The organism is Streptomyces sp. NPDC002125 (genome assembly GCF_053593715.1).
In genome coordinates this window covers 41,637-61,941 of sequence record NZ_JBSFDD010000034.1, presented here as the reverse complement: position 1 = coordinate 61,941, position 20,305 = coordinate 41,637, and the positions used below count along the sequence as shown (strand labels likewise).

16 protein-coding genes are annotated in these 20,305 nt (G+C 72.9%); 9 read left to right on the top strand and 7 right to left on the bottom strand.

What is annotated here, in order from left to right; genetic code table 11:
- Window positions 1–2: 2 nt before the first annotated feature.
- On the bottom strand, window positions 3–518 hold the full coding sequence (locus ACWCQM_RS36440) for a tyrosinase family oxidase copper chaperone (RefSeq protein WP_450919364.1): 516 nt from the start codon (window positions 516–518) through the stop codon (window positions 3–5).
- A gap of 203 nt (window positions 519–721) precedes the next feature.
- Between ACWCQM_RS36440 and ACWCQM_RS36435 the strand changes: the two genes are divergently transcribed.
- The 6 genes from ACWCQM_RS36435 to ACWCQM_RS36410 all read left to right on the top strand — a co-directional run bounded on the left by ACWCQM_RS36435 (window position 722) and on the right by ACWCQM_RS36410 (window position 6,337).
- On the top strand, window positions 722–2,011 hold the full coding sequence (locus ACWCQM_RS36435; RefSeq protein ID WP_450919363.1) for a cytochrome P450: 1,290 nt from the start codon (window positions 722–724) through the stop codon (window positions 2,009–2,011).
- A 111-nt stretch (window positions 2,012–2,122) separates the two neighbouring features.
- A complete protein-coding gene (locus ACWCQM_RS36430; protein WP_450919362.1) occupies window positions 2,123–3,307 on the top strand; it encodes a glycoside hydrolase family 26 protein in 1,185 nt (394 codons plus the stop codon).
- 31 nt (window positions 3,308–3,338) lie between these two features.
- On the top strand, window positions 3,339–4,091 hold the full coding sequence (locus tag ACWCQM_RS36425; RefSeq protein ID WP_450919361.1) for an SDR family oxidoreductase: 753 nt from the start codon (window positions 3,339–3,341) through the stop codon (window positions 4,089–4,091).
- Window positions 4,092–4,287: 196 nt separating this feature from the next.
- Window positions 4,288–5,274: a dihydroxyacetone kinase subunit DhaK gene (gene dhaK, locus ACWCQM_RS36420; RefSeq protein WP_450919360.1), complete on the top strand. Its 987-nt coding sequence runs from the start codon at window positions 4,288–4,290 to the stop codon at window positions 5,272–5,274.
- A 38-nt stretch (window positions 5,275–5,312) separates the two neighbouring features.
- Complete coding sequence (gene dhaL / locus ACWCQM_RS36415; protein WP_450919359.1) at window positions 5,313–5,930, top strand: dihydroxyacetone kinase subunit DhaL; 618 nt, start codon at window positions 5,313–5,315, stop codon at window positions 5,928–5,930.
- A complete protein-coding gene (locus ACWCQM_RS36410) occupies window positions 5,927–6,337 on the top strand; it encodes a PTS-dependent dihydroxyacetone kinase phosphotransferase subunit DhaM (protein ID WP_450919358.1) in 411 nt (136 codons plus the stop codon). The genes dhaL and ACWCQM_RS36410 overlap by 4 nt, the downstream gene beginning before the upstream one ends.
- 62 nt (window positions 6,338–6,399) lie before the next feature.
- On the opposite strand, the gene ACWCQM_RS36405 is transcribed toward ACWCQM_RS36410, so the two are convergent.
- Complete coding sequence (locus ACWCQM_RS36405) at window positions 6,400–7,551, bottom strand: GH12 family glycosyl hydrolase domain-containing protein (protein ID WP_450919357.1); 1,152 nt, start codon at window positions 7,549–7,551, stop codon at window positions 6,400–6,402.
- Window positions 7,552–7,780: 229 nt separating this feature from the next.
- Entirely contained in the window at window positions 7,781–11,275 is a 3,495-nt protein-coding gene (locus tag ACWCQM_RS36400) for a phosphodiester glycosidase family protein (protein WP_450919356.1), read from the bottom strand.
- Window positions 11,276–11,458: 183 nt separating this feature from the next.
- On the opposite strand from ACWCQM_RS36400, the gene ACWCQM_RS36395 reads away from it, so the two are divergent.
- The gene (locus ACWCQM_RS36395; RefSeq protein WP_450919355.1) at window positions 11,459–11,965 is read left to right on the top strand and encodes an NUDIX domain-containing protein; all 507 of its coding nucleotides are present in this window, start codon (window positions 11,459–11,461) and stop codon (window positions 11,963–11,965) included.
- Here the strand turns inward: ACWCQM_RS36395 and abc-f are convergent.
- The 4 genes from abc-f to ACWCQM_RS36375 form a co-directional block, all read right to left on the bottom strand.
- Window positions 11,929–13,626 carry a ribosomal protection-like ABC-F family protein gene (gene abc-f / locus ACWCQM_RS36390; protein ID WP_450919354.1) on the bottom strand — a complete coding sequence of 566 codons (1,698 nt, stop codon included), beginning with the start codon at window positions 13,624–13,626 and terminating at the stop codon, window positions 11,929–11,931. The genes ACWCQM_RS36395 and abc-f overlap by 37 nt on opposite strands.
- Before the next feature lie 379 nt (window positions 13,627–14,005).
- The gene (locus ACWCQM_RS36385; RefSeq protein WP_450919353.1) at window positions 14,006–15,211 is read right to left on the bottom strand and encodes a glycoside hydrolase family 6 protein; all 1,206 of its coding nucleotides are present in this window, start codon (window positions 15,209–15,211) and stop codon (window positions 14,006–14,008) included.
- Window positions 15,212–15,328: 117 nt separating this feature from the next.
- Window positions 15,329–16,525 carry a PP2C family protein-serine/threonine phosphatase gene (locus tag ACWCQM_RS36380; protein WP_450919352.1) on the bottom strand — a complete coding sequence of 399 codons (1,197 nt, stop codon included), beginning with the start codon at window positions 16,523–16,525 and terminating at the stop codon, window positions 15,329–15,331.
- Window positions 16,526–16,549: 24 nt separating this feature from the next.
- Entirely contained in the window at window positions 16,550–17,410 is an 861-nt protein-coding gene (locus ACWCQM_RS36375) for a GNAT family N-acetyltransferase (RefSeq protein WP_450919351.1), read from the bottom strand.
- Between the two features lie 466 nt (window positions 17,411–17,876).
- Here ACWCQM_RS36375 and ACWCQM_RS36370 point away from each other — a divergent pair, with 466 nt between their 5' ends.
- Entirely contained in the window at window positions 17,877–18,758 is an 882-nt protein-coding gene (locus ACWCQM_RS36370; RefSeq protein WP_450919350.1) for an RNA polymerase sigma factor SigF, read from the top strand.
- A gap of 270 nt (window positions 18,759–19,028) precedes the next feature.
- Window positions 19,029–20,288: a sulfite oxidase gene (locus tag ACWCQM_RS36365; RefSeq protein WP_450919349.1), complete on the top strand. Its 1,260-nt coding sequence runs from the start codon at window positions 19,029–19,031 to the stop codon at window positions 20,286–20,288.
- Window positions 20,289–20,305 lie beyond the last annotated feature (17 nt).

The window sequence follows — 20,305 nt, the reverse complement described above, 5'->3', positions numbered from 1 at the left end:
GTTCAGATGGTGTGCGGGGAGACGGCGGACAGCTGGGCGGTGCCGAGCTCGTCGACCGCGGCGCGGGCGGTCTCCCGGAGCGTCGGGAACGACTCGTAGTGGTTGACGGTGCTGAGGTAGGTGCCGTCCGCGCGGCGCATGACATGCAGCGCCCTGCCGTCGATGTGGATCTCGGCGTCCGGTGCCGCGCCGGCTCCGCCCGCGTACGGCTGCGCACCGGTGAGCGGCTGTGCGCCCGCGTAGGGCTGCGCACCGGCGAACGGGTGCGCGTCCGCCGGGTCGGCGGTGGCCGTGCCCCGGATGTCACGGCCCTTGTACACCTCGGAGAAACGCTCGGGCCCCACGGCGTCCCGGTCCGGGCCGGGGGACACGCCCTCCGGCTTCCGGAGGAGGACCGGGGCGAGCACGCCGCCGGTGCAGGCGACCACGGTCGCCGTGAAGGCGGTGCGCAGTACGGCGCGGCGGGCCGGGCCGGTGGTCCGGGACGGTTCCCCGCTCGCGCCGGTGGTCGGGTTCATAATGGGTGTACCTGCCTCTCGTCCGCACGTGCGAGATGTCTCGCTCGTGAGTGGCAACGAGACGGGGCTCGAACGGTTCTCATCCGTTACGCAGCACGGACGCATCGCGCGACCGTGGGAATCAGCCCGCCGGTCCGGCCGTGTCGGCCGTGCGGTGCGGCACGCCGGGACAGCATGGCCGTCCGAGCTCCGGGAGGTTGTGCATGAACACGCAGACGCAGGTACGCAACGGCCGTGTGCCGAGGGAAGCCTCCGCCGACCTGGCCGATCCCGGCTTCTGGCGGCTGCCCAGGTCCGAACGGCTGTCCGCGTTCGCCCGGCTGCGGGAGCTCGACGCACCGGTCCTCTTCACTCCGCGTGCGGGCTCGGGCGCGCCCTTCCACGCGCTGGTGAGGCACGCGGACGTGCGGGCGGCCAGCAGGCAGCCGCAGGTCTTCGCCAGCGCGCCCGGCGTCACCACCCCGGAGCCGGCGCGCTGGGCCAAGGCGGTCTTCGGCAACTCCATGGTCAACATGGACGGCGCCGAGCACGCGGGGCTGCGCCGGACCATCTCCCGCGCCTTCACCCCGAGACTGCTGGCCGCCGCCGAGGAGAACATCGGCGCGGTCGCGCGGCGGCTGGCGGACGAGATGGCCGCCGAGGGCCCCGGTGACTTCATGCGTTCGGCGGGCGCCCGAATGCCGTTCGAGGTGATCTGCGACCTGATGGGCATCCCGGTGTCCCGCCGGGCCCGGATCGCCTCGCGCATCGACCTGGCGTCCGAGTACGTCGGGGTCCGGCGCAGGGGCCTGGCCAGGGTGCGGGTGCCGGGGCGCGGGCTGCGCTCCCTGGCCCGTATGCAGATGGACATGGCGGCCGTCGCCCGCGAGCGGCGCCGCGTCCCGGAGGACGACCTGGTCTCCGCGCTCGTCCGGGCGGATGTCGGCGGCCGGGCCCTGTCCTCGCGTGAGCTCGGCGCGTTCTTCTCGCTGCTGCTCGTCGCCGGCGTGGAGACCACCAGGAACGCGATCGCCCACGGGCTGGTGCTGCTGACCGGGCATCCGGAGCAGCGGGAGCTCCTGGAGTCCGACTTCGACCGGTACGCGGACGGGGCGATCGACGAGATCGTGCGGCACTCGACGCCGATCATCCAGTTCCGCCGGACGGTGGCGGCCGAGTGCGCCCTGGGCGGGCGCACGTTCGTGCCCGGGGAGAAGGTCGTCCTCCTCTACGCGTCCGCGAACAGGGACGCGTCCGTCTTCGACGACCCCGATTCCTTCGACATCACCCGGTCCCCCAATCCGCATCTCGGATACGGTGGCGGAGGCCCCCACCACTGTCTGGGGGCGCATCTGGCGAAACTGGAGATGAAGGCGCTCTTCCGGGAATTGCTCACCCGGCGGGCGGGGGTCAGGGCGGGGGGAGAACCGCGTCTGATCGATTCGAATTTCGACAATCGCGTGGGCTCGCTCCCCTTCACCTTCGAATTCTGTCACCCGAATGGGGCGCAATGATCCTGCGCGTGTCGCTAATGGTCTATTCACCGGCGTTACCACCACCCATAGTTGAATCTTTCTCCTTAGGGTCGAAAGGGTCGGATACAGGCCACAACCCAAGGAGGAGCCGTGCCCGTACAGCGCCGTCTCGTCACTTTCGGCACCGGGGCTGCCGCGCTCGGCCTTCTCGTCGGTGGAGCGTTCGTCGCGAATCAGGACGCCGGTGACACCCAGTCCGGGAAGAGCGCCGCGCCGGCCCCGCCGGTCGCCGGCGGAACGACCGCCATCGGCGCCTATCTGGACTACGGCCCCCAGGGCATCCAGCGGATGGAGGAGCTTTCGCGCTGGCTCGGGGGTACGGAGCTGCGCGTCGGGCACACCTATCTGCCGGGCGACCTCTGGGAGAACATCGAGGGCCGCCCGGGCTTCCTCGCCTCGTGGGCCGCCTGGCGCAGGGCCGCGGACGACCGGATGTTCGTGCTCAACACCCCGATGCTGGAGCGCAACGAGGAGCGCGTCTCCGACTCCGAGGTGCGGAGCCTGCTGCGGGCCGGTGCCGCCGGGCAGTTCGACGAGCACTTCCGCAAGCTGGCCGAGCGTCTGGTCCTGCTGGGCGTCCCGGACACGGTGATCGTGCTCGGCTGGGAGATGAACGGCACGACGTACACGCACAGGTGCGGGCCCGATCCCGTCGCGTGGAAGGAGTACTGGAACCGCATCGTCACCACGATGCGGTCCGTCTCCGGGCAGAAGTTCCGCTTCGACTTCGCGCCGAGCAGGGGGCGGGACGCCGTGCCCTGGACCGAGTGCTATCCGGGCGACGACGTCGTGGACATCATCGGTATGGACTCCTATGACCAGCCGCCCGCGCGAACCTTCGACGAGCAGGTGAACGAGCCGTACGGCCTGCAGAAGCACGTGGACTTCGCGGCCGAGCACGGCAAGCCCGTCTCGTATCCGGAGTGGGGACTCTTCCGCAACGGCGACAATCCCGAGTACATGCGCCGCATGCTGGAGTGGTTCGACCGTCACAAGCCGGTCTACCAGACGATCACGGACTACTGCCCGCACGGCGTGTGGCAGTGCGCGGAGAACCCCGAGTCCTCGCAGGTGTTCCGCGAGAAGCTGAGCGGACTGCCGGACACCGGGCCCTCAGCTCCCGACCCGGTCACGACGCCCGCGCCGAAGCCCGACAAGCCGGCGCCCACGGTGCCCACGCCCGACCCGAACGAGAACGGATGGTGCATCACGGTGCCGCTGAGCGACTGGTTCGGGCAGTGGCTGACCGACCGCGAGTTCTGCGTACGAGGCTGAGGGCTCGCCCCGGGAAACGAAGGAGCAGGACATGCGCGTGGCGGTGGCGGGCGGAACAGGGGTGGTGGGCCGGCTGGTGGTCGGGGAACTGACCGCGGCGGGCCAGAAGCCGGTGGTGCTGGCGCGGTCGCACGGCGTGGACCTGGTCTCGGGCACGGGACTCGACGCGGCGCTGGAGGGGGTGGTGGCGGTCATCGACGTGAGCAACATGATGACGCTCGGCCGTGCCAAGGCCGTGGCCTTCTTCGGCACGGCCGGCCGCAATCTGCTGGACGCCGGGGCGCGCGCCGGAGTCGGCCACCACCTCGCGCTGTCCGTCGTCGGCGTCGACCGGGTCCGCCACGGCTACTACCAGGGCAAGCTGGCCCAGGAGGAGACCGTGCGGGGCGGCCGGGTGCCGTGGACCGTGCTGCGGGCCACGCAGTTCCACGAGTTCGTCCTGCAGACGCTCGACCGGAGCCCGAAGCCGCTCGCCGTCGTGCCCCGGATGCGCATCCGGCCGGTGGCGGCCCAGGAGGTGGCCCGGCATCTGGTGGAGCTGGTGCTCACTCCGCCCCGGGGCATGGCGCCGGAGTTCGCGGGACCGCGCGAGGAGCAGCTCGTCGACCTGGTGCGCAAGGTGCTGCGGGCTCGCGGTGAGCGCAGGCTGGTGCTGCCCGTGCGGGTCCCGGGCGCCGCGGGGGCCGCCATGGCGGGCGGCGGTCAGCTCCCCGCGGGGCCGGGCCCCCGGGGCGTGCGGACCTTCGACGAGTGGCTCACGACCGCCGTCACACGGGACGGGTGAGGGCGGTCCGCAGCCCTCCGGGACTTCCCTCCCACGGAGCGGACCGGACGCGCCTCCCCGCGACGCGTCGCTTCCCGATCACGCGTGTCTCTTCGATACTGGGTGGCGTACGCACCTGAGACACGAGGACCGGATTCATGCTGACGGCCGGTCGCCACGACCGGCCGGCGCGCTCCCCCAGGAGGAACCGTTGCGCATGCTCATCAACGTGCCGGAGACCGTCGTCGCGGACGGACTCCGCGGAATGGCCGCCGCCCATCCCGAGCTGGTGGTGGACCCCGAGAACCGCGTCGTCGTCCGGCGTGACGCGCCGGTGGCGGGGAAGGTGGCGCTGGTCTCGGGCGGCGGGTCGGGGCACGAGCCGCTGCACGCGGGGTTCGTCGGGCCGGGGATGCTGTCGGCCGCGTGCCCCGGGGAGATCTTCACCTCGCCGGTGCCGGACCAGATGGTGCGGGCGGCCGCCGCGGTCGACAGCGGCGCGGGCGTGCTCTTCGTCGTGAAGAACTACACGGGTGACGTGCTGAACTTCGACATGGCCGCCGAACTCGCCGAGGACGAGGGGGTCCAGGTCGCACGGGTCCTGGTGGACGACGACGTGGCGGTCGCCGACAGCACGTTCACCGCGGGCCGGCGCGGCACGGGGGCGACCCTGTTCGTCGAGAAGATCGCCGGGGCGCTCGCCGACGAGGGGGCCCCGCTGGAGCGGGTGGAGTCGATGGCGCGCCGGGTGAACGAGTCCTCGCGGAGCTTCGGGGTGGCGCTCAGCTCCGTCACCACACCGGCGAAGGGCAGCCCGACCTTCGATCTGCCGCCGGGCGAGCTGGAGTTGGGCATCGGCATCCATGGCGAGCCCGGCCGGGAGCGCCGTCCGATGATGACCTCGGGGGAGATCGCCGACTTCGCCGTGGACGCGGTGCTGGACGATCTGCGGCCGGCCGGTCCGGTGCTGGTGCTCGTCAACGGCCTGGGGGCGACACCGCTGCTGGAGCTGTACGGGTTCAATGCCGAGGTCCAGCGGGTGCTGTCGGAGCGGGGTGTGCCGGTGGCTCGTACGCTGGTGGGGAACTACGTGACGTCGCTGGACATGGCGGGGTGCTCGGTGACGCTCTGCCAGGTGGACGAGGAGATGGTGCGGCTCTGGGACGCGCCCGTACAGACGCCCGCGCTCCGCTGGGGCCGGTGACGGAGATCGCCCACCGTCTGCGAGGAACAGGAGATCTTGTGCTCGACACCGATTTCTTCCGCCGTTGGATGGCCGCCACCGCGGCTGCCGTGGACCGTGAGGCGGACCGGCTGACCGAGCTCGACGCCGCGATCGGGGACGCGGACCACGGCAGCAACATGCGGCGCGGCTTCACCGCGGTGACCGAGGTCCTGGAGAAGGAGGCCCCTGCCACGCCCGGCGCCGTCCTGACGCTGGCGGGCCGGCAGCTCATCTCGACCGTCGGCGGGGCGTCCGGGCCCCTGTACGGGACCCTGCTGCGGCGAACGGGCAAGGCGCTGGGCGACTCGGGCGAGGTGGACCCCGGTCAGCTGGCCGAGGCGCTCGGGGTGGGTGTCGCGGCGGTCGCGCAGCTCGGCGGCGCGCAGGCCGGGGACAAGACGATGCTCGACGCGCTGCTCCCCGCCGTGGAGGCGGTGGGCTCCTCGTTCGGGGAGGCCCACGACGCGGCGCTCGCCGGTGCGCTGGCGACGGTACCGCTCAGGGCGCGCAAGGGCCGGGCGAGTTATCTGGGTGAGCGCAGCGTCGGGCACCAGGACCCCGGGGCCACCTCGGCCGCGCTGCTGATCGGGGCGCTCGCCGAGGCCGGGGAACCGAGCGGTGGAGGCGGGGCATGAGCGAGGAGAACCAGGTCGGGATCGTGCTCGTCTCGCACAGCGGCCCGGTCGCGGCGGCCGTGGCCGAACTGGCCATCGGGCTGGCGGCCGGTGGCGCGACGGCGCCGGTGGCGGCAGCGGGCGGAACCTCGGCCGGCGGCCTGGGGACGAGCACGGAGCTGATCGCCGAGGCGGCAAGGAAGGTCGACAGGGGCGCCGGCGTGGCGCTGCTCGTGGACCTCGGGAGCGCGGTGCTCACGGTGAAGTCGATGCTGGCGGACGGCGCGGAACTGCCGGACGGGGCACGGCTGGTGGACGCGCCGTTCGTCGAGGGGGCGGTCGCCGCGCTGGTGACCGCGTCGGCGGGCGGCGATCTGGACACCGTGGAGGCGGCGGCCACGGACGCCTACGGATACCGGAAGACGTGAGCCGGCCGTGCCGGCCGCCCCTGTAGGGAAGGGCGGCCGGCACGGGTCCGAGGGGGTGGGGCTCAGGCCGTTGTGCAGACCGCCCCGTTGAGGGTGAACTGCGTGGCCTTGGCGTACGTGCCCGAGTAGGCGCCCTGGAAGCCGAAGGACTGGCTGCCGCCGGGCTCGAGCCGTCTGTTGAACGCGGCGTTGACGGCCCGTACGGTTCCGGAGGACGGGGTGAGCGTCGCGTTCCACGCCTGGGTGACGGTCTGGCCCGCCGGCAGGGTGAAGCCCAGCGCCCAGCCGTCGACCGCGGTGGTGCCCGTGTTGGTGACCTTGACGTCGGCGGTGAATCCGCCGGCCCATGAGTTCGCCGTGTAGCTCACCCGGCACGCGCCGGGCTCGGCCGGCTCCTCGGGCTCCTCCGGCTCGACCGGGCCGCCGCTGCCTCCGCCCAGCTCGACGGACGAGGAGAACGAGCCGAGCCCGAGGCCGGCACCGCCCTGCCACGGCTCGAACCCGGCCTGGACGCTGGTGAGGTACCAGGAGTTCTGTGCCATGCCCCGGGCGACGGTCGCGTCCACGAAGTCCATGACGTCGAAGCTCCAGCTCGCGATCGCGGACGGGGCCACGAACGAGATCACGTCGTTGCCGCCGTTGTTGCCCGTCCACACCTCCCAGCTGCGCCCGGCGACGGTGGCGGTCCCGGTCTGCGAGCCCACCGGCTGGACCGGGCCCACCCGGTTGAACCAGATCATGATCTCGGTGCGGTTCACGCCGTCCGTTCGCGGCGTGGGGTCGAGCCAGATGTCGTAGGCCGCGTCGTAGACGGCGTTGTCGACGTACCGGTAGCTGACGCTGCTCGGCGCGCTGCTGATCGTGCTCAGCTGCGCGGGGAGCTTCGTGCCGGGTGAACAGTTCGTGTAGTGGCAGCCGTTGAAGACGGACGGATACGACTTGGGTGCCCCGTTCGTGGGCACCGAGCCCTCGGCCCTGGTGACGTCGAAGCCGTTCGCCGTGACGTTGACGCACTGTTCGGCGGAGGTGCCCCAGCGGTTGTTCTGCACCACGTACTGGCCCTGGATGACGGTCGTGCCGTACTGCTCGCAGATCTGGGTGTCGGCGTGCGCGGGTGCGGCGGCCGTGGCGAGGGCCGCGCACGAGGCCACTGCCACGAACAGGGCCGCGGCCTTGGTGCGGATGGACCGCAGTAAGCGGACGGGGCTCTTCATGATGTCCCTTCGGTAGAGCCGGGGTGCCCGTGAGGACACCCCGGCAGGGAAACTGGGAGCGCTCCCACTCCGTTCCAGCGTGGAACCTATGGGGCTGGTGGGAACCGGCGCAAGGCTCAGTGCGCACCAAATGCCAACACCCGCACGGCCCTTGGCCACCACAACGGAACACCGCACGGCTCCCGGGCGGGTCCGGGGGCCGTGCGGCGGTGGGGGCGGGCAGGGTCTGTCAGGCGGCTGGCTTCACCGCCGCCCCTGCCGCGATCGCGATCCGCACCTGCCGGGTGGTTCCGTTGACGGACACCGCGAGGGTGATGGTGCCCGGCCGGAGCGCGGTCAGCGTGCCCGTGGCCGGGTCCAGCGTCGCGATGTGCCGCCCGCGGGCGTCGTCCGCGTCCGGGACGCGCACGTTCGGGGAGCCGGTCCAGTCGGCGCTGAGCGGGAAGGCGACGGGCACCGTCCGCGCTCCCTGGGTGACGCTCGCGCCGACCCTCGTACGCTCCCCCACGACGAGCTCGGCGGGCGCGTCCAGGGACAGGGCGTCGACATGGGCGCGCGTCTGGGCGGAGACCCAGTCGGGTCCGCCCCGCCAGGGCTGGCGGCGCGCCGCGGCCTGTTCACCGGACGTCACGCGGTCGGCGCCGACGAGGGTCCAGCCGGTGAATCCGCCCTCGTCGGCAGGGCCCGCCGGGGCCTTGCCGGAGTTCCCGTTGACCAGATACGGGACGCCGTCGACGTGCGAGGCGTGGAAGACGCCCACGTGGCTGCCGATGAGGGCCGCGCCCTTGCCCGTCGCACGGCGGAAGCCGGCGAGCCACTGTTCGACGAGGGCGGCCTCCTTGCGGTCGCTCAGCTGGCTGCCCTTCTGCGCGGTCGGGTCGCGCGGCGGCACGTGTTCGATCAGCATCACGGAGCTGACGGACGGGTCCTTCGCCGCCGCGTCCAGCTGGGCGCGGACCCGCTCGATCTGCGCGAATCCTCCGCCGCGCAGGCTGAGGCTCGACGTGTCGAGGGTGAGGAAACGGGTGCCCCGGTGGTCGAACACGCGCTGCGCAGGACCGAACTGGGTGACGAAGTTGTCGATCTTCCCGCCCATCACCTCGTGGTTCCCCGGCACGTAGTACCAGGGAAGCGCGTCGCCGAGCTCCTCCTCCAGGATCCGGCGGGCGAAGGCGAGGTCGGCGGGCGATCCCTCGTCGACGAGGTCTCCGTTGACGACCAGGAAGTCGGGCCGGGCCGCCTTGATCTCGCGCAGGGTGCGGCGGGCCTGCTGGACGATGGCGCTGTCCGGCTCGCGTGCGACGAACTGGGCGTCGGACATCACCGCGAACTGCCAGTCCCTGCCCTCGGTCGTGGCGGCGGAGTCGATCAACGGGTCGGCGGGTACGGCCTGTTCGGGAAGGTCGACGGTCGGCGGGACTTGGGCCGTCAGGTCGTCCACGACGATCTCGCCGGTGTACTGCCGGGCCGCCGCCGTCTCGGCGAGGTAGAAGCGGTGCACGGACAGCGGCATCGCCACGCCCGGCGGCACGGCGAAGGTGACCTGCCGCCAGCCGGTCCAGGTGATGTAGGGACCGCGCAGCAGCTGGTCGGAGCCCGCCGCGTCCTTCAGATGGAGGGTCGGCCAGGCGCCGTTGCCGTCGCCCTTGATCCAGAGGGTGTACGCCTGCGGCTGACCCGGCACGGCGACCGGCTGCGGCGGGGCGGCGTAGGCGGCCCTCGTCGCCGTCGAGCGGGTGAAGTCGTAGGTGAGCCGGAGGCCTGTGCCGGTGTGCCCCTCGGGTGTCGCACCGAGCGAACCGTCGGCGCGGGCCTGGCTGAACTTCCAGGATCCGGCGTCCTCGAAGTCCGACACCGCCTGCTCGCCGAGCCCGACGCTCACCGCGAGGGTGGTGCTGACGCCCGCCACGGTGGCCCTGATCTGTCCCGCTCCGGTGCCGGTGCGGGACCGTACGGTGAAGGACCCCTCTCCGTCGTCCTCGACGGAGAACAGCGCGCGGTCGTAGTCGAGGGTGAGGTCGGCGGGCTCGATCGGGGCACTCGTGCCGTGGGCGTCGAGGCCGACGATGCCGAAGGAGCCCGTGGCGTCCCCGTCCGCGAGCCCGACCCGCGTGGTGGTGGGCTGGATCCGGGCCAGCCTGTCCAGGACCGTGAGCGTGGTCCCGCCGTGCGCGCCCGCGCGTTCGGCCCGTACCTCGGTCGTGCCGCCACGACGCGCGGTGAACGTGCCCTGCCGGTCGACGCTGCCGATCGCCGGGCTGACGGCACGCCAGTGCGGTGCGCCCGCCGCGGGGCCGTACGTCTCGTCGAATCCGGCGGCGGTGAGCCTGCGGGTCAGTCCGGGGAAGACCCGCTCGGGATGGCCTCCGGTGACCGGGTCGTCGCCGGGGGCGGCGCCGGCCGGCGTACGCGTCTCCACCCAGAACCCTTCGAGCCGGCCGCTGCCGTCTGGGGCGGTCAGGGCGAGGCCGTTGGGCACGGTGCGCTCGCTGCCGTCGGACGGGCTGTTCTCGACCTGGAGCTCGTCGCTGCCCGGCTCACGGGCCACGAGCGTCGAGGAGCCGCCGCCGTCGAGGTTCAGCGCGCTGTACGAGCCCGCGCCGCGCATCATCGCGCCGAGCTCTGTGAGGGTGACGCCGCCGCTGTCGGCCTGGCGGCCGTCGACGGTGACGACCTGCATGGTCCGGCCGTCCTTGGAGAAGCCGACGGCCGTGCGCGGCGCGGCGGTGTTGTTGCCCTCGCCGTCGTGGTTCTGCGCCACGCCGTCGACGACGAGCAGTTCCCTGCCGCCGACCGCGGTACGCGGGACGGCTCCGCCGTCGGTGCGCGCGCGGTATGCGACGGAGACAGGGTCGCCCGGCTCCAGCGCGCCCAGCAGGGCGGCACCGGCCTCCCGGCCGACGAGGACCACGGTGTCCTCGGGCACGGGCCCGGTTCCCGGGGTGCCGGACACGGACACGACCTCGCCGTCGCGGACGGCCACTTCGGCGACGGGCAGCGCGGCGTCGACGGTCAGGGCGCGGTCGGCGCTCCCCCAGGCCGAGGTGTAGGCGCCCACACCGCCGGCCGGTACGTTCGCCGCGTTGTAGGCGGCCAGCGGGTGTTCACCCGAGGGGAGGGTCAGCGTGCCCTCGAAGTACAGCTCCAGGACGCGGCCCGCGTTCTCCGGGCCGATCCCGACCGCGCGGTTGGCGCCCGCGGCCGGGGAGTGGACCGTACGTCCGTCCTGGATTCCGGGGCCCTGGGGCGCTCCGGTCTGGTTGATGTCGAAGAAGTCCGCGTTGATCGCCGCGACGGTACGGCGGCCCTTCCCCGGGTCGTGCCCGGCGGCGAGCTCGGAGACCGTGTGCCGGTCCGAGACCTTGCCCGACGACAGGTAGTCGGCGCGCACATCGCTGCCGTCCAGATCGACCGAGAGGGTGTCGACCCGCAGCCACTTGTCGGACTCCAGCCGGTCGTACGAGCTCAGGCTGACGCCGGGGGCGAGGGGGCGGGTGGCGCGGGCGGTCTCGATGCCGTCGCCGTCCACGACGGATGCCGCCTCGCCCGACGGGGCGCTCGGCGCCGGCGGGGCGACGGGTCTGAGGCTCTCGGCGGTGGTGTGCGGACGGGGGTCCGGAGTCGTGTCGGCCGCCGCGGGTACGACGGCCCCGGCCGCCGCCACCGCCACGGTCGCCAGCAGCACGAGGGGACGCAGGGTGCTGCGGAAGGTGCCAAGGCCCACAAATCCTCCTGGTGCGGAGCGGATTGCACGCGATTCACGCTGTCGGCGGTCAGCATGACCGGACACGGTGGGTCGCACCAGAGGACAACGGGGACATCAGGAGAAACAGTGTGCGGCGAAGGAGTGACCCGGGGTGGCCCGGATCGGTGGCCTTCGCGCGGACCGCGCCCCACACTTGACGACATGTCGACAGTCAGGCGCAGTGCGGGAATTCTCCTCTTCCGGATCGTCGCCCGCCCGGACGGCGGCCGGGACGCCGAGGTGCTGATCGGCCACATGGGCGGGCCGTTCTGGGCCCACCGTGAGACGGCTGCCTGGTCCGTCCCCAAGGGGGAGCAGGGCCCAGGCGAGGAGCCGTCCGCCACCGCCCGGCGGGAGTTCGAGGAGGAGCTCGGGCTCGCCTTGCCGGACGGTGAGTGGGTTCCGCTCGGCGAGGCACGGCAGTCGGGCGGCAAGACCGTGACCGTATGGGCCGTGGAGGCCTCGCTCGACCCCGCCGAGGCGGTTCCCGGCACCTTCACCATGGAGTGGCCGAGGGGGTCCGGGGTGCGGCAGGAGTTCCCGGAGATGGACCGGTTCGCCTGGTGCACCCCGGACGAGGCCCTCGAACGGCTGGTCACGGGCCAGCGGGTCTTCGTCGAGCGCCTGCTCGCCTACGTACGGGAGGGCCGCGCGCCCTCGCAGGCGTAGGCCCCGGTGCCGGTCGCCACCCGGCCCGAACGGAGTTCGACGCGGTCGCCGGTGAAGCGTCCGCGGAAGCTGCGGTCGTGCGAGACGACCACGACGGCTCCCTCGTACTGCTGGAGCGCGGCCTCCAGTTCCTCGACCAGCCCGAGCGCGATGTGGTTCGTCGGCTCGTCGAGGACCAGCAGGTCCGCCGGGCGGGTCACCAGCCGCGCGAGGGCCAGCCTGCGCTGCTGCCCGACGGAGAGGGCCGCGACGGGCACGGTCAGGTCCTCCGGGCGGAACAGGCCGAGCGCCAGGAGCTCGTCGGCCCACTCGTCGGGGTGTCCCGGCCTGCCCGCCGCGAAGGTGGCGAGCAGGGTGCGGCGGGTGGGGCGGGCGGGGAGTTCCTGCGGGAGGTAGCCGATCCGGCCGTGCCGCCGGACCGTACCGGCGTCCGGGGCCAGGTCACCGGCCAGGACGCGCAGGAGGGTGGTCTTGCCCGCGCCGTTGGGTCCGGTGATCAGAAGCCGCTGCCCGGGCCCCACGCGCAGGGAGGGCACGTCCAGGCGTGCGCCGACGACGACGCCGTCCAGCTCGGCGACGGGACCGGAGCCGCCGCTCCCCTCCACGGGGGTTCCGTCCCCGGACACGACGGCGAGCCGGGCGGTGAAGCGCAGCGGGCGGGGCGGCGCGGGGACGGGTGAGCGGCGTAGTGCCTCCAGCCGGGTCCTGGCCGCCCTGACCCGGCCGGACAGCTTGGCCTCGTGCGACCTGCGGTGCTTTCCGAAGCCCTGCCCCGGGTCCTTGCCTGTGCCCGCGAGCCGCTGCCCCGCCGCGTTCACCTGTTCCTCGGTACGGGCCAGCTCCGTCAGCCACTCCTGGTGGTCCTGAGCCCACCGGGCGCGCGCGGCGGCCTTGGCCCTGCGGTATCCGTCCCAGCCGTCCCCGTAGCGGGAGACGTTCCTCAGGTCGCGGTCGACCTCCAGGATCACGGTGGTGACGCGCTCCAGGAAGGCCCGGTCGTGGGTGACGGCGACCACGGTGCCCCGGTGGGCGCGGAGATGGGCCTCCAGCCAGCCGACGGCGTCGGCGTCGAGGTGGTTGGTGGGCTCGTCGAGCAGCAGGAGTTCCGGAGCGGCGGCCAGCACGCAGGCCAGGGCCAGCCGGGACTGCTCGCCACCGGACAGCGAGCCGAGCCTGCGGTCCCGGGCGAGGGAGCCGAGGCCCAGTCCCTGCAGGGCCGCTCCGGTCCTGGCGTCGGCCTCGTATCCCCCGCGCCGCTCGTAGGCGGTGAGCAGGTCGCCGTACGCGCCGAGCCGCGCGTCGGTGGGCTCCTCCTCGGAGAGCTCCTGCTCTGCGGCGCGGATGCGGCGCTCCAGTGCGCGGAGTTCGGCGAGTGCCTCGTCGACGGCGTCCTGGACGGTGCTGCCGGGGTCGAGGGCGAGGGTCTGGGAGAGGTAGCCGGTGCCGCCCGGGAAGCCGACGGTGATGTCACCGCTGTCGGGGGCCTCCGCTCCGGCCATCAGCCGGAGCAGGGTGGACTTGCCGGAGCCGTTCTCGCCGATGACGCCCGCCTTCTCGCCGGGGCGGACGGTGAGGGACACCTGGTCGAGGACGGAGCGGTCGCCGTAGGTCTTGGAGACGTCGCTCATGGCCAGCTGGGCAGGGTGGGACTGAAGAGACATGGATGCTTTCCCTGAGGTGACGGGCCCTCGGCGGCACGCACGTCGTCGCGGACAGAGGCGCGCTGCGGGGCCGATGTGTCGTCGGACAGCGGGAAGGACCGCGTCGCGCGGGCGTGACGCTCGGCGTCACACGGCGACGGCCGCCGTCACGCGGCGGCGTCCTGGCTGGAACTCAGAGAAAGAAGTACAAGGTACCCATGGCACCCATGCTACCCGTCCGGCGGGCGGGCCCCGGTGGATTTTTCCGCCCACCGGAACCGGACCGCGCCGACGGCCCGTCAGGCCGGGGGCGGGCGGAGCCGGCTCGGTCCGCCCCCGAACTCACACGCACGGGTTTCGCCCGGCCCGGTGCCTGTACGCGCCGGGCCGGCGGGTCTCGTCAGAGCAGGGGCGGCTGGGCGAGCCTGACCAGCTCGAGTGCCTGCTGGGGGAACCACGCTCCGGCGGCGGGGTCCACGGTGCCGCGCTCCGGGTCCTCGGGACCCTCCGTGCCGCGCAGGCAGAGTCCGTCCGACTCTCCCGGGATCTTGATCCACAGCCGGGCGTCGTGGAGCGGGTCGCCCGTGCTGGTGGTGGGCCGGGCGCCCAGGCCGCGGTCCGGCGGGTTGCACCATTCCTGTGCGTCGGTGTACTTCCCGGCGGGTGCCGTCCAGGTGCCCAGACCGTTGCGGCTGGAGTCGGTGACGAAGTGCTTCATCCGGGCGGGGTCGGTGTCGACGTTGGCGTCCAGCCAGGACTGCGCGTCGGCCCGGGGCCACCACTGGTTGGGGCACTCGGCGCTGTCGCCACCCTTGTCGACGTAGGCCAGGCAGGACGAGATGAGGGTGCCGTACCAGGTGTTGGCGTCCTCCGTGTGGTAGTTGGAGGCATTGGTGTAGACGCCGGTGGCCCGCTCCACTCCGCCCTTCAGGAGTCGCGGCACGATGCTGTTGACCGAGTGCCACCCCTGGTGCCCGGTGTCGAGGTAGACCTTGGTCCTGGCGAGCGGTTCGAGGGTGTCGACCGCGTAGTTCACCTCGGTGTAGCGGGCGGCCGTTCTCGTGCCCTCGGCGTCGTCCTGGCCGCAGTCGGCGGGAAGCAGGGCGAGCGAGTCCGGCTCCAGGACGACCAGGGCCTCGCGCCCGCCTATGCCCCGGGCGACGGCGTCGATCCACTCGCGGTATTCGGCGGTCGTGGAGGCTCCGCCGCCGGAGTAGTTGGCGCAGTCCCGGCCGGGGACGTTGTAGAGGGCGAAGACCGGGACGGAGCGCTGTGCCGACGCCTCTCGGACGACCCGCTTCGCCTCCTTCTCCACGACGGCGGGACTCTGGTCCCCGAACCAGACGGCGTGCGGCGTGCGGGCCATGGCCACGATGCCCGCGGCGTCGCGCAGCTGGCCCTTGCGTGCGAGGTCAAGGGCCTGGCTGTACGCGCCGGGGTTGGCGTCGGGCGTGTAGAGGCGGGTGCTCCGGTCGCCGGTCCGCTCCGCCGCCCCGTCGGCCCGCGCCGTGTCCGCGGGGCCGGCCGCGACCGCCTGGACGGTCATCAGCAGAGCCGCCGCGCAGGCCAGCGGCAGGGCTCGTAACAGGGTCGCTCTGGTGCGCATGGGTGTGGTCCATCCTCTGTCGCGACGAACGTGCGGGAGCGCTCCCGCACACGGACTGCGGGAGCGCTCCCATGAGCGTTCCCGAGGGCCGTGAACGCGTCAAGAGCGGTGCGCGTGTTACTTCGTGGGGCCGGAGGCCGCGGCGGCCCCGGGGGCCCGCGCCGCACTCCCGCTCCCCTGCGGTCTGCTGAGGACGAGTACGGCGATGTCGTCGCGCCGTACTCCCCCGGAGAAGCCCTCCAGGTCGTCCAGGAGCGCTTCCAGGACCTGGGACGGCTCGCGGTCCGCCCATCCGCCGAGCCGCTGGTCGAGGGGGTAGAAGTCGCCGGTCACGTCGCGCGCCTCGGTCACCCCGTCGGTGAAGACCAGCAGGGCGGCACCGGGCGGGAAGCCGAACGACTCGGCCGCCCGCGCCTCACCGCCGAGCTCCGCCATGCCGAGGGGTACGGAGGTCCGGTGCAGGGTGACCGGGGACGCCTCGCCGTCGTGCAGCAGCCGTGGCGGCAGATGGCCGCAGTTGACGGCCCGCACCCGGTCGCCGTCGTCGAAGGCCAGCAGGAGGGCGGTGACGAAGCGCTCCTCCTCCCCGTTCTCGCCGGAGAAGGCGTTGTGCCGGACGACCGCGTCCTCGACGGAGTCGGCCACGGCGGTGAGCTCCCGCTCCTTCACCGCGGCCTCCCGGAAGGCGCCGAGGGCCGCGAAACCGGCGCCGATGGCGGGCAGCCCCTTGCCCTGGACGTCGCCGATGATCACCCGGGTTCCGTACGGCGACTGGACCACCTCGTAGATGTCGCCGCCGACGAAGCGGTCCTCCTCGATCGGCGCGTAGGCCCCCTGGGCGAGGACCTGCCGCGTGACGATGGGGAGCGGGCGCAGGATCTGCCGCTGAAGCGCCACGGCCGCCGAGCGGAGCCTGGCCACCTCGGTGGCGTGCCGGATGCGCGCGGCGCAGGCGACGACGCCCAGAGCGCTGGCGAGGGCCGTGAAGCCGATGAGGAAGACCACGTCCCAGAACGCCCCGGTCGCGGCGATGCGGGAACCGACGACGACCAGCGTGACCCATACCGCCACTCCGGTGGTCTGGCGGACCGTGCAGAAGACCGAGGCGAGCGCCGGCAGCACGACCAGGAGCGGGATGAGCGGCAGGTCGGAGCCGGTGAGCGCGTCCAGCAGGACGACCGCGAAGGTCAGGAGGAGCATGCCGAGCGCGAGCGCCCAGGACCCGATGCGGGCGGCGCCCGCTTCCGTCTCACCCGGATCGGACCAGGGCGACGCGTCGCGCGCCGCCGACGGGCGCCGGAGCCCTTTGACCACGCCGCGCCTCCCGCATATCGGCCGCTACCGCCCCACCTGTTCCAAACTACCCGTCCCCTGGTCCGGGGTCCTGGCGCGGGTCCGTGTCACCGCGTCCGCCGGGACGATCGCGGAGAGGAAGGCAGTCCTGCGGCGCAGGGTGAAGCCGAGGGATTCGTAGAGCCGGATGGCGCCGGTGTTCGATGCCGCCGCGTGGAGGAAGGGGGTCTCGCCCCGTTCCCTGATGCCGTGGGCGACGGCCCTGATGAGGCGGCTCGCGAGCCCCTGGCCGCGCACGGACTCGTCGGTGCACACCGCGCTGATCTCGGTCCAGCCGGCCGGGTGCAGACGCTCGCCCGCCATCGCGGCCAGGACCCCGTCGCGGCGGATGCCGAGATAGGTCCCGAGCTCCACGGTGCGGGGCAGGAACGGGCCGGGGCGGGTCCGCTCGACCAGGTCCAGCATCTCCGGTACGTCGGCCGGGCCGAGCAGCACCGCCTCCGGGTCGGGTGCGGCGTCCACGGCCCGGTCCACCATCTGTACGCCCTCCGCGTGGAAGACGATCTCCCAGTCGGCCGGCGGTGGCTCACGGAAGGCCGTGAGGGTGACGGACGCGCCGGGGCCCGCGAGACTGGCGACATCGGCCCAGTCCTGGGCGTCGGGGTGGTCCGGGAGGGCGAGCCAGGGGGTGACGTCGGGCTGGTAACGCAGGATGCGGCCGCTCCGCTCGGCGAAGTGGGCGTGGGGGCCGGTCAGGGAGGAGCGGGCGGGGTTGTCCAGCGGATGGGCGGCCTCACCCTCGGGCCCGGGCCCGGCACTCCGTGACGGCTCGGGCTCCTGCGACGCGGCCGCGGGCGGGGCCTGGAGCGTGGGCGGCTGCGTGAGCGGGGATGTGACCTCGGGCATGGACTCTCTCACTCCGTCGGGGATCGGGGGCCGGCGACAGGGGTGAAAGCCCGTTTCGACGCATACCTATTCCCGTGCGGCCCTCTGTTCACAAACGTGCAATCAGCGGACCCTTCCGGCGTGCAATCAGCGGGCCCGTCCGGCGGGCCGGCGGAGCACACAGAAAGGGGGGACGTGTGCAGGTCCGGCCAATCGTGTACCGCTGGTCCGGATACGGCCCCAACAGACCCCGGGCTGTGGCACTCTGGATACGGCCGCCCCACCGGGCTCCCCCGTACCGGTGGGGCGGTTCTGTGTGCTCCCGCGCCCACGAGGGCTCCGCAGCCACGCCCCCCGGGGGCGATCATGAAGCTTCCCGGCCAATACGGGAACCGGTCTGGCTCAAAACAGCCTTCCTGTGCATGAGTTGCCACCCATCGGGCAGGCGCCTACACCTCAAGGCCCACGACCCGAGGAGCGTGACGGGATGACGGCGCACACTGCACAGACCGCGCACACCACAGCGGCGGAACGGGCAGGCGTCCCGGACGGACTTCCCTGGATCGAGGACGCCGGGCGGATCGCCCCGCAGGACGCGCGGAGGGTGTCGAAGCTCTTCTTCGACCGTCTGCGGGTCCTCGAAGAGGGCACCCATGAGTACCAGTACGCCCGGAACACACTGATAGAGATGAACCTCTCCCTCGTGCGGTTCGCCGCCGGCCGCTTCCGCAACCGGGGCAGCGGCGACATGGAGGACATCGTCCAGGTCGGCACCATCGGCCTGATCAAGGCCATCGACCGCTTCGACCTCTCCCGTGAGGTCGAGTTCACGTCGTTCGCCGTGCCGTACATCGTCGGCGAGATCAAGCGTTTCTTCCGGGACACCACCTGGTCCGTCCATGTGCCGCGCAGGCTGCAGGAGTTGCGGGTGGACCTCGCGAAGGCGAAGGAGACCCTGGCGGCCGGACTCGACCGCGACCCGACCGTGGCGGAGCTCGCCGAGCACCTCGGCCTGGAGGAGGAAGAGGTCACCGAGGGCATCGTCGCGGCCAACGGCTACACGGCCGGATCGCTGGACATGCCGTCCGACACCTCGGAGCCGGCGAGCCGCGCGGTCGGCGGGCGCACGTACGCCGATGTACTCGGCGAACCGGACCCCGCGATGGAGTCGGTGGAGAACCTCCACACGCTCGCCCCGCTGCTGGGCGAGCTCGACGCACGTGAGCGCCGCATCATCGACATGCGGTTCGGCCAGGAGATGACACAGGCTCAGATCGGCGAGGAGCTCGGCATCTCGCAGATGCATGTGTCGCGGCTGCTCAGCCGCATCCTGCGGAAGCTGCGCAGCGGGATGCTCACGCAGGACTGAGCGGGAGAGACCGGACCAGCGAGCCGGCGCAGGGCCGGTCCCCGGCGGTGGGGGCCGGTCCTGCGCCTTGTGTTGCGGCGGCGTTGCAGCTTCGTGGACACGTGCGCGAGTCGCTTCCGTACCCGCTCGGGCGGCCTCTACGGTCACTGACCAGTAGGCCGCCGGCCGCCGGAGGCGTGTGAGAGGGAGTCCGCCGCCCGGCCGCGCGGGGCGGCGGACTCCCTGCCCCGGTTCGCGGGCGCCTCCCCTCGATCTCCCCCTGGAGCGCTCATGTCGTCCGTACCGCCGTCCGAAGCCGCGTACGACCGGATACGGCTGGGCCAATGGGCCGCCGGCCGTGCCAGATCGGCCGGGATCGACCGGCGTGATCTGCTGAAGCTGGTGGCCGCCGCGTCGGTCGCCGCACCGCTGGTCCCGGCGCTCGCCTCTTCCGCCCGGGCGGCGCAGACCCTCGCCGGGGTGGTGAAACCCCTGCCGCCGGAGCTGTTCACGGTCCGCGGCACCAACGCGGAGACGAACTTCGCGGCGCTGCGCGACACCGGGCTGCTCACCCCCGCCGACCGCTTCTTCGTCCGCAACCACACCGCGACGCCGGTCCTGGACGCGGCGGGCTGGAAGCTGACCGTCTGGGGCAGCGGACTCACGGGCGGCCCGGTGGACTTCTCTTACGAGGACCTGCTCGCCCTGCCGTCCGTGTCCCGGACGGCGTTCGTCGAGTGCGCGGGCAACGGGCGGAGCTTCTTCACCTCGCAGCAGGGCCAGACGGTCAGCGGCACGGCGTGGACCCTGGGCGCGATCGGGACGGCACGCTGGCGCGGGGTGCGGCTGGCCGATGTGCTGCGCCTGGCGGGGATCGGCAGCGACGCCGTCGACGTGCTGCCGCGCGGGCTGGACGCGGAGGTCGTCAGCGACGGTACGAATCTGGGCCGGGTCCGCAGACCGCTGCCGGTGGCGAAGGCCCTGGACGACGTGCTCCTCGCGTACGAGATGAACGGCGAGCCGCTGCCGCCCGACCACGGCGCCCCGGTCCGGCTGATCGTGCCGTCCTGGGTGGGCATCGCGAACATCAAGTGGGTGGGCGACATCGAGGTGAGCGCCGAACCGCTGCTGACCCCGTGGAACACCGGCCTGTACCGGCTGTTCGGCCCCGGTCATCCCCCCGAGGGCAGCGCGCCGCTCACCCGCCAGACGCTCAAGAGCGCGTTCGAGCTGGCCCCCGGTGCCTCGTTCGCGGCGCACCGGCGGCATCTGCTCACCGGCAGGTCGTGGTCGGGGGGCGCGCCCGTGAGCCGCGTCGAGGTCAGCACCGACGGCGGCGGCCACTGGCGCCCGGCCAGGCTGCGGGACGAGCCCAGGTCCGGGAGCTGGGTGCGGTGGACGGCCGACTGGGTCCCGGAGGAGACGGGCCCCGGCGTGCTGCTCGCGCGGGCGACGGACCGCTCGGGCCGCACCCAGCCGGAGACGACCGCGCACAACACGCAGGGCTACCTCTTCGACGCGGTGGTGAGGCACCCGGTGACCGTGGTCTGACGTGCGTCTCGGCGTAC